Annotated in this window: 13 protein-coding genes; 3 read left to right on the top strand and 10 right to left on the bottom strand. The window is 39.3% G+C overall.

Annotated elements, in window-relative coordinates; all coding sequences use genetic code 11:
- Nucleotides 1–53: 53 nt before the first annotated feature.
- The 6 genes from BUB12_RS07730 to BUB12_RS07700 form a co-directional block, all read right to left on the bottom strand.
- Complete coding sequence (locus tag BUB12_RS07730) at nt 54–920, bottom strand: alpha/beta hydrolase (RefSeq protein WP_072889734.1); 867 nt, start codon at nt 918–920, stop codon at nt 54–56.
- 651 nt (nt 921–1,571) lie between these two features.
- Nucleotides 1,572–3,122 carry a polyamine aminopropyltransferase gene (locus tag BUB12_RS07720; protein ID WP_072889730.1) on the bottom strand — a complete coding sequence of 517 codons (1,551 nt, stop codon included), beginning with the start codon at nt 3,120–3,122 and terminating at the stop codon, nt 1,572–1,574.
- 132 nt (nt 3,123–3,254) lie between these two features.
- The gene (locus BUB12_RS07715) at nt 3,255–3,650 is read right to left on the bottom strand and encodes a DUF350 domain-containing protein (protein WP_072889728.1); all 396 of its coding nucleotides are present in this window, start codon (nt 3,648–3,650) and stop codon (nt 3,255–3,257) included.
- Nucleotides 3,651–3,662: 12 nt separating this feature from the next.
- Nucleotides 3,663–4,262, bottom strand: a complete 600-nt coding sequence (locus BUB12_RS07710; RefSeq protein WP_084063270.1) for a DUF4247 domain-containing protein — start codon at nt 4,260–4,262, stop codon at nt 3,663–3,665.
- A 64-nt stretch (nt 4,263–4,326) separates the two neighbouring features.
- Nucleotides 4,327–4,995 (bottom strand): PspA/IM30 family protein, encoded by a 669-nt coding sequence (locus tag BUB12_RS07705; RefSeq protein ID WP_072889727.1) that lies wholly within the window; start codon nt 4,993–4,995, stop codon nt 4,327–4,329.
- 75 nt (nt 4,996–5,070) lie between these two features.
- Nucleotides 5,071–5,583, bottom strand: a complete 513-nt coding sequence (locus BUB12_RS07700; RefSeq protein WP_072889725.1) for a DUF4178 domain-containing protein — start codon at nt 5,581–5,583, stop codon at nt 5,071–5,073.
- 237 nt (nt 5,584–5,820) lie between these two features.
- Here BUB12_RS07700 and speD point away from each other — a divergent pair, with 237 nt between their 5' ends.
- Nucleotides 5,821–6,219 (top strand): adenosylmethionine decarboxylase, encoded by a 399-nt coding sequence (gene speD, locus BUB12_RS07695; RefSeq protein WP_072889724.1) that lies wholly within the window; start codon nt 5,821–5,823, stop codon nt 6,217–6,219.
- 84 nt (nt 6,220–6,303) lie between these two features.
- Nucleotides 6,304–7,302 carry a DUF3895 domain-containing protein gene (locus BUB12_RS07690; protein WP_072889722.1) on the top strand — a complete coding sequence of 333 codons (999 nt, stop codon included), beginning with the start codon at nt 6,304–6,306 and terminating at the stop codon, nt 7,300–7,302.
- Between the two features lie 391 nt (nt 7,303–7,693).
- Here the strand turns inward: BUB12_RS07690 and BUB12_RS07680 are convergent, their stop codons facing one another.
- The 3 genes from BUB12_RS07680 to BUB12_RS07670 form a co-directional block, all read right to left on the bottom strand.
- Nucleotides 7,694–8,878 carry a zinc metalloprotease gene (locus tag BUB12_RS07680; protein WP_072889719.1) on the bottom strand — a complete coding sequence of 395 codons (1,185 nt, stop codon included), beginning with the start codon at nt 8,876–8,878 and terminating at the stop codon, nt 7,694–7,696.
- Nucleotides 8,879–9,040: 162 nt separating this feature from the next.
- Nucleotides 9,041–10,192: an HD-GYP domain-containing protein gene (locus BUB12_RS07675; RefSeq protein ID WP_072889717.1), complete on the bottom strand. Its 1,152-nt coding sequence runs from the start codon at nt 10,190–10,192 to the stop codon at nt 9,041–9,043.
- A complete protein-coding gene (locus BUB12_RS07670) occupies nt 10,189–10,872 on the bottom strand; it encodes a GGDEF domain-containing protein (protein ID WP_072889715.1) in 684 nt (227 codons plus the stop codon). The genes BUB12_RS07675 and BUB12_RS07670 overlap by 4 nt, the downstream gene beginning before the upstream one ends.
- 280 nt (nt 10,873–11,152) lie before the next feature.
- Here BUB12_RS07670 and adhP point away from each other — a divergent pair, with 280 nt between their 5' ends.
- Nucleotides 11,153–12,175 (top strand): alcohol dehydrogenase AdhP, encoded by a 1,023-nt coding sequence (gene adhP / locus BUB12_RS07665; RefSeq protein ID WP_072889713.1) that lies wholly within the window; start codon nt 11,153–11,155, stop codon nt 12,173–12,175.
- Between the two features lie 38 nt (nt 12,176–12,213).
- Here the strand turns inward: adhP and BUB12_RS07660 are convergent, their stop codons facing one another.
- Nucleotides 12,214–12,603: a hypothetical protein gene (locus BUB12_RS07660; RefSeq protein WP_072889711.1), complete on the bottom strand. Its 390-nt coding sequence runs from the start codon at nt 12,601–12,603 to the stop codon at nt 12,214–12,216.
- Nucleotides 12,604–13,207: the final 604 nt, after the last annotated feature.

Here is a 13,207-nt window from a genome sequence, read left to right as displayed (position 1 = left end):
CTGAAAAAAGTGCTATCACTCCTTTAAGGGCAATAGCACTTTTTTTATACAAACTAGACCACAAAACTCACTTCAGAGTTTTTTAATAAAAACCTCTCTAACTCATCCCACGCAAAATTCTGATTCCAATGTACGTAATGTCCACCTTTAAGCGGTTGGAAGGTAATGGGGAGGTTATGTTTGTGTAATTTCTCTACTTGACGTTTCGTATTTATGTATTCTTTTTCATTCAATCCTTCAAATGTGCCGTAAACTAAATAAGTCGGAACGGTCACTTTCTTCAATAGGTTGGGGAGGTTCAGCTTATAGTAGCCGAACAGCAAATTAAGTGCCTCCACGGAAAAATCAGCTCGGTTCTCAAACGCCAATCGAACATAATCATCTTCCTCAATAGAAGCCTGCTTACAAAATTGCTTGCGGATCTCGTCATTGTCGACTTTTTGTTCGCCGTCTTGTGTAAAGAGTGGCGCCAACTTATTTAAAAATGACTTCCCAAAAAGATTAACTAGCATGTTGAGAAGTGGGAAAAAATAAGCAAATGCGCCAAATTCTGATTTTGGAACTCTAGGAAAAGGTTTGTGGCCTTGATCTAGTAATACAAGTTTATTCACTTTATCAGGATAATGGACAGCAAAATTCAACAGTATTGCTCCGCCAAGGGAATGGCCAATTAAATTCGCTTTTTCAATATGTTGCTCATCCAAGTAATCTTTTACCCAGTTCGCTAGTTTTATAGATGAAACCTTTGTTTCTATCCCTTTGCTTTTACCAAACCCCGGCAAATCAATCATATGTGTTTCAAATCTGTCGCTAAGATGCTCTGCTATTTTAAATCCTTCATTGCCAGAAAAACCAGCAGCAGGTAAAAATAGAATGGGATCACCTTGACCGAATTTTTCTACATAATAATCTTGTGTCATCCTTTCACCTCTCTTTATATATTGCCATATGTACTCCCCATTAAGGTGAATGTGCTCGTTCAGGCTCCACACAGAGGTCGATTCGCTCGTCCCAGGTGAGAAGTCGCTCCCCGTTGAGCTGAACTCGCTCGCCCTGGGACAGAAGTTGCTCCCCGTTGAGGTGAACTCGCTCCGGTCCAGAAGTTGCTCCCCACAATGGAAAATTCGCTCGCTCCCGGCCAGAATTCGCTCCCCACCAAGTTGAACTCGCTCGCTCCGGTCCAGAAGTTGCTCCCCACCAAGGTGAACTCGCTCGCCCCCGTCCAGAATTTGCTCCCCACAAAAAGTAATCTCGCTCGCCCCGAGCCAGAATTCGCTCCCCACAAAAGGAAATTCGCTCGCCCTGGTCCAGAATTCGCTCTCCACCAAGCAGAACTCGCTCGACCTGAGCCAAAAGTCGCTCCCCACAATGGAAAACTCGCTCGCCCCCGTCCAGAATTTGCTCCTCACCAAGCAGAACTCGCTCGCCCCCGTCCAGAATTTGCTCCCCACCAAGTAAAACTCGCACGCCCTGGGACAGAAGTTGCTCCACAGTAAGGTGAACTCGCTCGCCCCCGGTCAGAATTCGCTCCCCACCAAGGAAAACTCGCTCCACCCAACCACATCCACCATCTAATAATTCTCCCAAGACCTCTCATAAATCTGTATCAAATGCGGGTCAATTAATGTATTAGGCTTTAATTCTATCAAATCTCCGTTTGCCCGATAGATATCCTCATTCTCATCTTTCCCAAATACAGTCAGGGCAGGGAGTATGTCAGATGAAAGAAACCTAGTAGTAACAGGAATTTCAATATTCTCTAATTCAATTGTTTCACGGCTTGCCATAACAAATCCCCAGTTGCCAAAGCTAGGAACATCGACATGCAAATTTTCTACATGTAACCCTGTAGATGCTACTGTCTCGGATATCGTCCAATAGACTTCTCTAGCAAAGACAGGGCTTGTTGCCTGAATCATAGCGGCACCCCCAGGATTAAGGTGATTCCTAACCAATGAATAAAACTCTCGTGTATACAATTTATTTAAACTTTCATTGTTTGGATCGGGGAGGTCAATGATGATTACATCAAACCATTCATCCGTGTCCTCTAAAAACTGAAAGGCGTCTTCATGCACAACCTCCACTTTTTCATCCATTAATGCTCCATCATTTACCTCAAGCAACAGTGGCTCGGTGTTCGCTAATTCCACAACAGCTGGATCCAAATCTACTAGAGTGACAGACTCAACGTCATCATATTTCAACACTTCTTTTGCTGCGATTCCATCACCTCCACCAAGGATGAGGACATTCAGTCGGCTTTCTGCAACGCTCATCGTTGGGTGGATGAGGACTTCGTGATAGCGGTGCTCATCAATGGTGCTGAACTGCAATTGTCCATCTAAGAAAAGACGGACATCCTCTTGGTCCTTCGTGATGGTAATTCGCTGGTAACTGCTTTCCTCCATGTGAATAATGGGATCCTGGTAGAGCTTTTGTTCAAAACTGAATGCCATTGCTTCACCAAAAAATAATCCGATCAATAGCACCACTCCGATTCCTAGTCCAATCATAGCATGTACCATAAAATTTCGAATTTCTCTGCGAAACAGCCATAGAACGATTAACGCAACAGTTAAATTAATGCAACCAACTAAAAATGCTGTTTTTACCATACCGAAATAAGGGCGCAGCAAGAACACAAACAGCAACCCACCAATTAATCCTCCAGCATAATCGGAAAATAAAACGCGTGCCGTGCTTTTATTTAATGCAACACCAATATCATTTGCTTTCCGAATTAAAATCGGTAGTTCCACACCGGTTAAGGCCCCAACAAGTAAGGTAATAAAATATAAGTAAAAGGCATCTGTACCAGCAGGGGCAAATGCGGTGATTCCAAACATCGTGAAACTAGAAAAGCCACCAATCACGGCAACACCAAACTCAATCCAGACAAACGTGATGATGAGGTTTTTCATAACTTTTTCACTTAAACTGGCACCGATGCCCATCCCTGTTAAGAAGAGCGAAATCGTCAATGTGTACTGTTTGACACCGTCACCTAATATGTAAGAACCTAATGCACCGAACAAGACCTCAAAAATTATCCCACAAATCGATACAATCCCGGATGACCAATAAATAATATTACTTTTTCTCACTGCTGCTTCATTCACTGTTCTTCACTCTCTTCTATGCCAATAACGAACGGCCAAGCGAGTGCCTGGCCGTTAAAGTTAAAATTACAATTCGTTCGCGATACGTTGACTCTCCAGCATCTGCGACTAACTAGCGTTCGGAGCTTTTTCTTATGTAATCGAGGCCCCAATGACAAATGCCAATCCAATTGAAACTCCCATGCTCATAATACCAACAGCAATATTATTTTTCGCTAATTGCTCTTCAACTGAAAACGAACGTGTAAACAGGTCAAAGAACCAGTAAGTAATCATTTGCAAGACGACACCGAATACTCCCCAAATGATCGTTTCATATATGACATTACTGTTATATACGGCAAAGGATAGAATGATACAAATTCCAATTATTTTTCCAATAATGGATAACGCTACAGCTTGGTTGCCTTTTTTGACTTCTTCCATATCCTTATAAGAACGTGTTACATTTTCAAAGATGAATAAACCGATTAATACAATAACGATGGAAATAAAAAAATAAACTAACGTCGAGATATATGGTTCCATTTTATCACTCCTTTATTTACCTGTTCCAGGGCCACCACCGCGAAATGATCCAAATCCACGGCTAGGTTTATTTAAACTTCCCATTCCTGAGTAACTTCCACCTTGGCGCTTGCTCCAATCCCTCGTATCTAACATATCGTCTAAAATTCGAAAGGCAAAGTATGTGCTTAAAAAGTTAGGTGAATAATTGCGTCTGACAAATTCATCACTTGCCACTTCGATAAGTAGAACATTAGGATCTGCTTCACTTTCTCTTAATGTTATAAAATCATCTGGATAAATTAAAATTTGCTGGTTATCTTTTACGTCACTGATTTCTTCCGGTTGGACGGTATCTGACAGGAGAGAACTGAGTTCAGTAAGTCCAAAACGTGTCGTTCCATAAACCTCTGCATTACTGCTATCTCCTTCAATCTTCAGTACTTCAGGAAAGTTTGCCTCAATAATATCGTCCATTTCATAATTCCCTGCCTGTTTAATAGCGTTAGTAATTGCATCTTTTGAAGGTTCGGTTGGAATATCTTCTGCTGTGATGGACTCTCCTCCTGACGAACAAGCAGATAGTAGAATTAGAAGGGAAAACAGCCCTATTATACTTATTCGATTCCTCACAAATTAATCCCTCCTTTTGAAAGAGAAGGAGCAGCAAAAGATTAAAGTGCTGCTCCGAAGTCTCTTACTCTTTACCCATTTTTTCTTTTAATGCGGCTAGTTCATCATCCACACTATTCTTTTCTAAGTCTTCAAATTCATCATCTAATGTACGGCTTGCTTGGGACAGGTCCTCACTAGTTTCAGCCTCTGCCTCAAATTGCATGACTTTTTCTTCCATGCGTTCAAATCCACGTTTGGAATCATCGTTACCAATAGAGGACATAGTGCGATTGATTTTTGTACGAGTTTTTGCTGATTCAGCACGCGCTTTTAAAGAATCTTTTTTCAGTTTCATTTCTTGGTATTCTTTTTTCATTTCATCTAGTTTTGTACGTAAAATGTCTGCATCGTTTTTCGCTCTTTCCCAAGACTCATTTAACGATTCAGCAGTTGCTTCATGTTCCTTTTTATCCTGTAAAGCACGGCGAGCTAATTCATCATTGCCAGCTTGAATCGCTTGTTCTGCTTGGCTTTGTCGTTTGGCTACCATAGCATTTGCATCATCAGCTTTACGCTTTAGCATTTTTTCGTTGGCGATTTGTTTAGCAACAGCACTTTCAACCTCACGAATATCCTCAGCCATATCGCGCATAAATTGATCCAGCATTTTCACCGGATCTTCTGCTTTATCCAGCATTGAATTTAATTCAGAACTGACAACGGTTTTTACTCTTTTGAAAAATTTAAACATGTATTTTCCTCCTTATATTTTACATTCTGCAAGGTTCTTTTTGAAAAAACAGAGTGGCTCTCTGCGCTTTTCTTTCTACCTAGATCCTGCAGTAATTTTGAATTCATAAGCTTCGACGGGGTGGCCAATGCTTGCTTCTATTTCAGAACCCCATGATTCCAGACTAATTGATGTCGTTTCATTTGTATCTGTATAGTCTGCATAATTCGTTTCAGAGCCGGTTAACTTGGAGCTTCTTCCTTCTCCAATAACTCTTGCAGTTCCCTGCTCCTGTAAGTAGTAGGTTTTATTTTCGTAGGTGAGTTCTTTTGGATAGGGTTTCGTGACAGGGAGTTGAATTTTTCGATAGACGCCAAGTTCTAACTCGTCATCCATTTCAGCCGATAACCAAATGGTATCATGGCCTTCCAACAATTGGTATCCATACCATTCATAATTCCCATCCCGATACGTAATTTTTCCAACTACTTCATAGTCTACGAGGTCATAGGTAACAATGTCCCCGACTTTAATCGATAGTACAGTTCTTTCCTTCGGTGCCGGTTCCCTATTCTTATTTTTGGAAAAAATATTAGAAAATAGCCCCACAGCTTCACCTCTTTATTCGGTTTTAAATGGTTACACGATGTAATACGATTAATTATCTAAAAGGTTTCAAAAAAATTCGTGCATTGCAAAAAATATATGGACAGTTTATACTCCACTATATATATGTTTTATAGAAGAGAATATTTACTAAAAAGTACAGGCGTCCGGTGCTAAACATCTTTGCAACCTGTACTAAAGGCTTAGCTATTTACTGAGTATTAAAGGGGACTTATGAACATGGAAGTAATGGGGAGACAAATTATTGCAGAACTCTGGGACTGTAATGAAGCAATTTTAAATGATATTAACTTAATAGAAAAAATCTTTGTAGAAGCAGCACTGAAAGCGGGTGCCGAAATTCGAGAAGTAGTTTTTCACCAATTTGCACCTCAGGGAATAAGTGGTGTCGTCATTATCGCTGAATCCCATTTAACGATCCACAGTTTTCCTGAACATGGGTACGCTAGCATTGATGTGTACACTTGTGGCAATAAGGTAGACCCATTAATTGCTGTTGACCACATTGCTAAATCTCTCGATGCTAAAACTAACGAAGTTTTAGAGATTCCAAGAGGAAGAGGGCCGATTAAACCAAAGACTCCAATGAGTGAGCTTCCCGAAAAAGCAGAAAGATAGATTATACAAAAATTCAATTCATTCAACTAGACTAATGCACACATGGGCATTGGTTTTTTTATTTTAAAAGGAGGAGGGAAAGGAATGGAATATTTAAAACAAGCGGAAAGAGATGTTATTTTAAAAAGTTTGTCTTTAAAGCAACGCACTTTTTTAGAGGAATTGATGAAAAGGGGAAAGCGTACCGAATTTGCAAATGTCATGGCAAAGGAAAAAGCTGCCACTACTACTGCAGATGATCACGCTGCCTTTGAGTGGGAGTTTGTCGATTATATTGACGCAGGTCCTGAATGGCGTAGAGCGGAACCAAAGCTATTATGCGAGTGTGGAAGACCTTTGAGGTATCAATATATCGTGCAAAACCGAAGTACTGGGGATGTAAAGAAGTTTGGAATTGTTCATTTCGAGGAGCATGTTGGTCTGCCACCACATCTAGCCTTGGAAATTAAAAAGGGATTAGAAAAAATTGACTACGAAATGGATGAAATACTAATAAAAGTTGATGAAGAATGGACGTTGGCAACAGTAGGGATAGCTGATCTACCTTCAGAAATTGATGTTCCAAATGATATTCAGCAACAATTAGATTTAGAATTGCCTCTATTGGATAGGCAAGTGAGGCGATTGAGAGACCTTCTTGCTGAATGGCGAGAGAAGAGATATAAAGAAGAATTAGCTGAAAAACGTGAGGCAGAGAAGAAGAAGGTAGGACAGAGTGAAAGGTTTCAAGTTAACAAAAGAAAATTTGATTTACAGGGTAGTGAAAATGGGAATCTATCCATAACGAATAAGGAAAAAAACGCTGTGTTTCAATATATAAAAGAGAGAGGGGAGTCTGAGTTTTGGGCAAGTGAAGTATGTGAACATTTAATCATCAACCACGGAATGACGTCTGCCAAATATTCAAGTGGGGCATATCAAATCTTTGGTGATGTTTGCATTGTGTTAAAAGAAGTGGAGCAACAAGGTGCCATTGAATTTATACAGAAAGACGACGTTAATGATCGGTTATATAAAGTGGTAGATTCTATCGGGATTACAAATGAAATTGATGATGATAGTAGCCAGTTGAGCTTGTTTTAGAGGGATGGTGTAGGGGGGCGATTTGGTTCTATGCTCGTCTTTTTGGGGAGCGTGCACCGTAGAGGGAGTGTACGCTCGGCCTTGGGTAGAGCACGCTCGTCCACAAGGGGAATTCGCTCCCAAAAGTTGAAAATGTGCTCACCCTCCAGGTCAACTCGCTCCCAAACGGTGAAAATGTGATCACCCCAGGGAAGAACACGCTCCATGTAACGATGACTACGCTCGTCCCCAGGTTCAACTCGCTCCCCAAAGTTGAAAATGTGCTCGCCCTCTAGGTCAACTCGCTCCCCAAAGTTGAAAATGTGCTCGCCCTCCAGGTCAACTCGCTCCCCAAAGTTGAAAATGTGCTCACCCCACAGGTAAAACTCACACCCATAATCCAACCATACCACTACTTTCCCCGATTCCTACGCCCAACCCAAATGAACAATCCTACCATCAATACAGTTTGGAAGAGGAAGGCGATGCCATCCCAAAAGTATGGGTTTGTCATTGGATGTTCGATTACGTGGTTGATACTTCTCGTGAATGCATACACTGTCTGAGGCAGGAAGTAAATGACAAACAATCCAAAAGTTAATACAACCCCACATACATAAAACACGCTATAATAGCGAATTACTTTCTCATCATCCTCATTTTCCTCCAAAGCCGAATGTGCAGTTATTTTCCTAATTGGATTCCAACTTTTTAATACTTCTTTCCCACGCTCCATGAGGTTATAACAGCTGGTAACATTTTCCACGACGTAATATAAATCGGTTTTCATGTAGAAACAACATTGATAAATGAATTTAATGACAAGGTCAAATACGATAATGCCTAGCAATCCACCAACTAATGGGTGCACATTCCCATAAATAAGAATTAGTGAAAAGGCTATAAAAAGAATGACTTGTTCAAAAGCTAATCCTGCAAAATAAAGCTGATTGCGTTGTTTGGAATCAAGCTTCCATGCTGGTGTTAAATCCGTTTCAAACACGATAAAAAATAAACGACGTCCAATATCTAATTTGGCAGGTAGACCATGTGCTCGAATCGCCAAAACATGTCCAAATTCATGAATCAAAATTAACAGTAGCGAAATGACCATAAATACAATTATATTAACCATCATGGAATCAAACACAAATATATCCTTATAACTCGGGAGGAGAGAAGGGTTCCATAGAATGAAAAGGATATTTCCAAAGAATAGTAGAAAATAAATACGACTGGTGATTTTGTTAAAGAAGAACCGTCCCCACTTTTCAGGGATCCATTGCATTCCTGCTGGCATTTGGTTTGACTTTTTATGTGTGATTTCTTCGCCGTCTACGGTTTGTACTAGGCCGAAATCGATGAGTTGCTTAGCAAATGGGATTAATTCAACGTCTTCGTTAGGGTAAGCTTCTTTTAGAACATGTTCAATTTCCCCTAATGTTTCGCCTGTCTTCATTCTTTCAATCGCATCAATACAAACCTTAGGCATTTCAAAAAATTCTCCTGATTGAGTATCTTCCACTATATAGTTTTTCTTATCTTGACGGATTTGTAAGGGGGTTAAAGAAAGTGTTGACTGAGATGTTAACTTCATCTAGTATCATTCCTCTCTAAAAATAATAGGATGCTAGAATTTACTCCTAGCATCCCACCATGCTTTTTAAATTAACGATGCCATAAGCACCACCAGCAAGTTACAGTAATCTTTTTTAGTTTACGGATTTTCATAACGTATGACACCCCCCTTCAAAGCTATCTAGTTATTCTTCTGGTGATAGTCCTTCCAAACTGGGAACACCTTTTTAAATGTTTCTACCAAATCAGGGTCAAATTGTGTACCTTTTCCATCTACGATCCGTTTATACGCTTCGTCCAATGATAAAGCAGAACGATAGGATCTGGATGAAGTCATGGCATCAAAGGCATCTGCAACAGCAGTAACACGTGCCAAATATGGAATCTCTTCTCCTTTAAGTCCGTCTGGATAGCCCTTTCCATCCCAGCGTTCATGGTGATGGGAGATGATATCAATGTGCTCTGAAATTCCTTCCACATCCTGAACTGCTTTTGCTCCAACGGTTGGATGTTGTTTAATTAAATCAAATTCTTCATCTGTTAATTTTCCTGGTTTTGCTAAAATCGCATCCGGAATATTGATTTTCCCAATATCATGTAAAAGGCAAGTGTAATAAAAATTCGTCAGTTCATTACTTTTAAACTTACCTGTTTCAATAGCTAAACTCATTGCATAATCAGCGACACGTTCACTATGCCCACGTGTATATGGGTCTTTCAGTTCTAATGTAGCAATAATTCCCTTAACGATTCCCTCTAACTGTCTATTGTATGATTCTTTCACGGATTTTACGTAACTGAGGAAACGATATAAAAGTATAGAAGATAGTAGGGATATTACGAACACAAGTAATATAGGTAATATTACGATTGAATCTTGAAGTGCTAATCCTACCAGCACGAACTTTATAGTAGTTCCTAAGAATACTAAGAAAAAGAATCTTTTATTAATAAATAATGGGGAAAATAAAAGAATTACAAGTTCAATGATATTTCCATTGGCATAGCTGACATCACTTCCCCAATAGACCCAAATGTCATTGATTAAATTCAAACTGGTGAATACGATAAAGTAAATATATTTTATCGGTTCCGGCCTTTGTTTTTTCATTAACCGAATCGCTAAAGGCAGAAGACCAAGCATAATGATATAGATAAAAATATTTAATCCAGCTCTAGGTTGATTAATTTCTAATTGCCAAGGACCCATAGGGATAATGTAATAATAAGTAATATCATAGGTAAGATAAAGTATATAAAATAACCATAAAAACCATTTGGTTGCAAGTTTTTCTTCGGAAAGCAGTGAATCAGATAATATTTTCCTTTTCATCTATAATCCCCTTTGTCTAAAATATCTTCTTGTTGTAGTAGTTCATTGTTATGTTGTTTGTTTTTAGCTTTGGATTCATACATTTTTTCATCTGAAAAAGTAATTAATGTATCCAATGATTCACCATCTTCAGGATATATAGCTATTCCAATTGAGAGTTGAATGGTTATGTTCTTCTCTAGAATTGTTCCATTTAAACTATCTTGTAGTCTATTTTTCATACCAATAGCATCTGCACGATTCATGTTTTGACAGATTAATAGAAATTCATCGCCACCCCATCTAATGATACGGTCTGTTTTTCTAATCTTCGTTTGTAATAGTTGGGAAACTTTATAAAGAATAGCATCTCCAGCTTGATGACCATACGTATCATTAATTGTTTTAAATTGATCAATATCTATGGTTAATAAAGCAATGGAGGTATTTTTTCGCTTTGCTTGTGAGAGCATTTTTGGAATGAAAATGTATCCATACCTGCGATTAAATACTTTTGTTAACGAGTCATGATAAGAAAGAAAATGGTACTTATCGTAGAAACCACCGATAAACCATGATAAAGCGACGAAAATAAGGCTAAAAACAATTGCAAGAGGCTCTATGTTATCAGCAATGATGAAATTGGTAACTGTAGTTGTTGTAATTAATATCAGTATAGTAATTCTTCCAGTGTAACCCATTCTTCACCTCTGAACTTCAAATATTAATATTATAATAGGTAACTTAATTAAAGTAAAATGTCAGAAAATAAAAACAACAATTAAATTTTTAGGAAGTTTCTTAGTTGAACTAAAGGACTATGCAGTGAACTTTAATTATTACTTAGCTTTTTCATAATAATCATATAACGTGAAGTGTTTCACATAAAATTTGTTATTATTGACTGTAATTATTGTTTGATATATAATTTATTTGTGAATATATTCACAAACATCTTATGCCTTTTAGGGGGAATTTTTAATGAAAGCAGCAGTGGTTAGTGCAGAAAATAAAGGTAAAGTGGATATTAAAGAAGTAGAATTACCAAAATTAGCTTCCGGTCAAGCTCTTGTTGATGTTGAATATTGCGGTGTTTGCCACACTGATTTACATGTGGCAAAAGGGGACTTTGGTGAAGTGCCAGGGCGTATCCCAGGCCATGAAGGGATCGGAATTGTTAAAGAGATTGCTCCTGACGTTTCAAGCTTAAAAGTTGGTGATCGTGTGAGTATTGCGTGGTTCTACCAAGGGTGTGGAACATGTGAATATTGTTTAACTGGACGAGAAACATTTTGCCGTGACGTGAAAAATGCCGGCTTTACTGTAGATGGTGCAATGGCTGAACAGTGCATTGTAGAAGCAGACTATGCTGTGAAAGTACCTGAAGGATTAGATCCAGCCCAAGCAAGTAGTATCACATGTGCAGGTGTTACTTGTTATAAAGCAATAAAAGTTTCTAATATTAAACCAGGACAATGGATTGCGATCTATGGCTGTGGTGGATTAGGAAACCTAGCTATTCAATATGCGAAAAACGTATTTAATGCAAAAGTAATTGCGATTGATATAAATGATGATAAATTAGATTTAGCAAAAGAAATTGGTGCAGACCTTGTAGTTAACCCACTTAATGTTGATGATGCTGGTGAATGGATCCAGGAAAAAGTTGGAGGAGCACACGCTGCCGTTGTAACAGCTGTATCCAAAGTAGCATTCAATCAAGCAGTGAACTCTGTTCGTGCGACTTCTAAAGTTGTTGCTGTTGGACTTCCACCAGAAACAATGGACCTGGAGATTGTAAAAACAGTATTAGATGGAATTGAAATTGTAGGATCTTTAGTTGGTACAAGAAAAGATCTAGAAGAAGCTTTCCAATTTGGTGCAGAAGGAAAAGTTGTTCCAATCGTTGAGACAAGATGTTTACATGAAGTTAATGACATCTTTGAAGAAATGGAACAAGGAAAAATCCAAGGACGCATGGTTATTGATATGAATAAAAAATAAATGGGAACAAGGCTAGGAGGGGATACGACTTCCTAGCCTTAATTTTTAGTTGAACAACCTTGGCTACACGCTCCATCATGAGGACATTTAATCATTTCGCATGTAGAGCAAATCTCCATTGTCAGTTGATCTAACGAACGATTGCATTTCCAACAATGAGGTTTCTGATTGATTGTAAAAATATGTTCTAAAGGTAACTGATTCAAATCATTTGTCCCAAACCGACGATAAACGACATATAGAGCCTTTTTGGTATTGTATGGATTCACAAATTCACTTTGCCAATATTCAATTCGTGCTTTCACCAAACGAGCTTCTTTAGTTGCTATTAATTCTGCATTTATATCTTTATAAATGATATGTTCTTCTTTAGCATAAACCTCCAACCCTTTTTCCAGAGCATTTTCATCAACGGTATGTAATTCCAATTTAAATACCTCCCCTTATTCTATATATGTATATTCAATAAAGGTACAAGGTATGATTAAGGAGATTACGCTCTTTGGAGTTGGAGTGTCGTGCTCGCCCTGGAGTGGAATTCGCTCCCCAAGCAGTAGAACTCGCTCGCCCCAAGTAAAAATCGCTCCCCAAGTAGTAAAACTCGCTCGCCACCGGTAAATTCGCTCCCCAAGCAGTGAAACTCGCTCGCCCCAGGTGAAAGTTGCTCCCCAAGCAGTAAAACTCGCTCGCCCCCGGGTGAAAGTCGCTCCCCAAGTAGTAAAACTCGCTCGCCCCAGGTAGAATTCGCTCCCCTTGCAGTAAAACTCGCTCGCCCCGGGTAAGATTCGCTCCCCAAGTAGTAAAACTCGCTCGCCCCAGGTGAAAGTTGCTCCCCAAGCAGTAAAACTCGCTCGCCCCCGGGTGAAAGTCGCTCCCCAAGCAGTAAAACTCGCTCGCCCCCTGGTAGAAGTTGCTCCCCAAGCAGTGAAACTCGCTCACCCCCATTTAAAGCTCAGTCCAAAATCCCACTCAATTAAGAGCCCCCATACAAAGATTCGACAATAAATGTTAAAATAGTTCTAAAGTCATTAT

The organism is Ornithinibacillus halophilus (assembly GCF_900129485.1).
GTDB lineage: Bacteria > Bacillota > Bacilli > Bacillales > Amphibacillaceae > Ornithinibacillus > Ornithinibacillus halophilus.
The sequence above is the reverse complement of the archived record's forward strand: the minus strand, read 5'-3'. Positions and strand labels throughout refer to the sequence as shown.

Bases quoted from the DNA above. Each gene is read 5' to 3' on its own strand.
- BUB12_RS07730 (WP_072889734.1), bottom strand. From the start codon at position 920: ATGACACAAGATTATTATGTAGAAAAATTCGGTCAAGGTGATCCCATT.
- speD (WP_072889724.1), top strand. From the start codon at position 5,821: ATGGAAGTAATGGGGAGACAAATTATTGCAGAACTCTGGGACTGTAAT.
- BUB12_RS07705 (WP_072889727.1), bottom strand. From the start codon at position 4,995: ATGTTTAAATTTTTCAAAAGAGTAAAAACCGTTGTCAGTTCTGAATTA.
- adhP (WP_072889713.1), top strand. From the start codon at position 11,153: ATGAAAGCAGCAGTGGTTAGTGCAGAAAATAAAGGTAAAGTGGATATT.
- BUB12_RS07680 (WP_072889719.1), bottom strand. From the start codon at position 8,878: ATGAAGTTAACATCTCAGTCAACACTTTCTTTAACCCCCTTACAAATC.
- BUB12_RS07670 (WP_072889715.1), bottom strand. From the start codon at position 10,872: ATGGGTTACACTGGAAGAATTACTATACTGATATTAATTACAACAACT.
- BUB12_RS07715 (WP_072889728.1), bottom strand. From the start codon at position 3,650: ATGGAACCATATATCTCGACGTTAGTTTATTTTTTTATTTCCATCGTT.
- BUB12_RS07690 (WP_072889722.1), top strand. From the start codon at position 6,304: ATGGAATATTTAAAACAAGCGGAAAGAGATGTTATTTTAAAAAGTTTG.
- BUB12_RS07675 (WP_072889717.1), bottom strand. From the start codon at position 10,192: ATGAAAAGGAAAATATTATCTGATTCACTGCTTTCCGAAGAAAAACTT.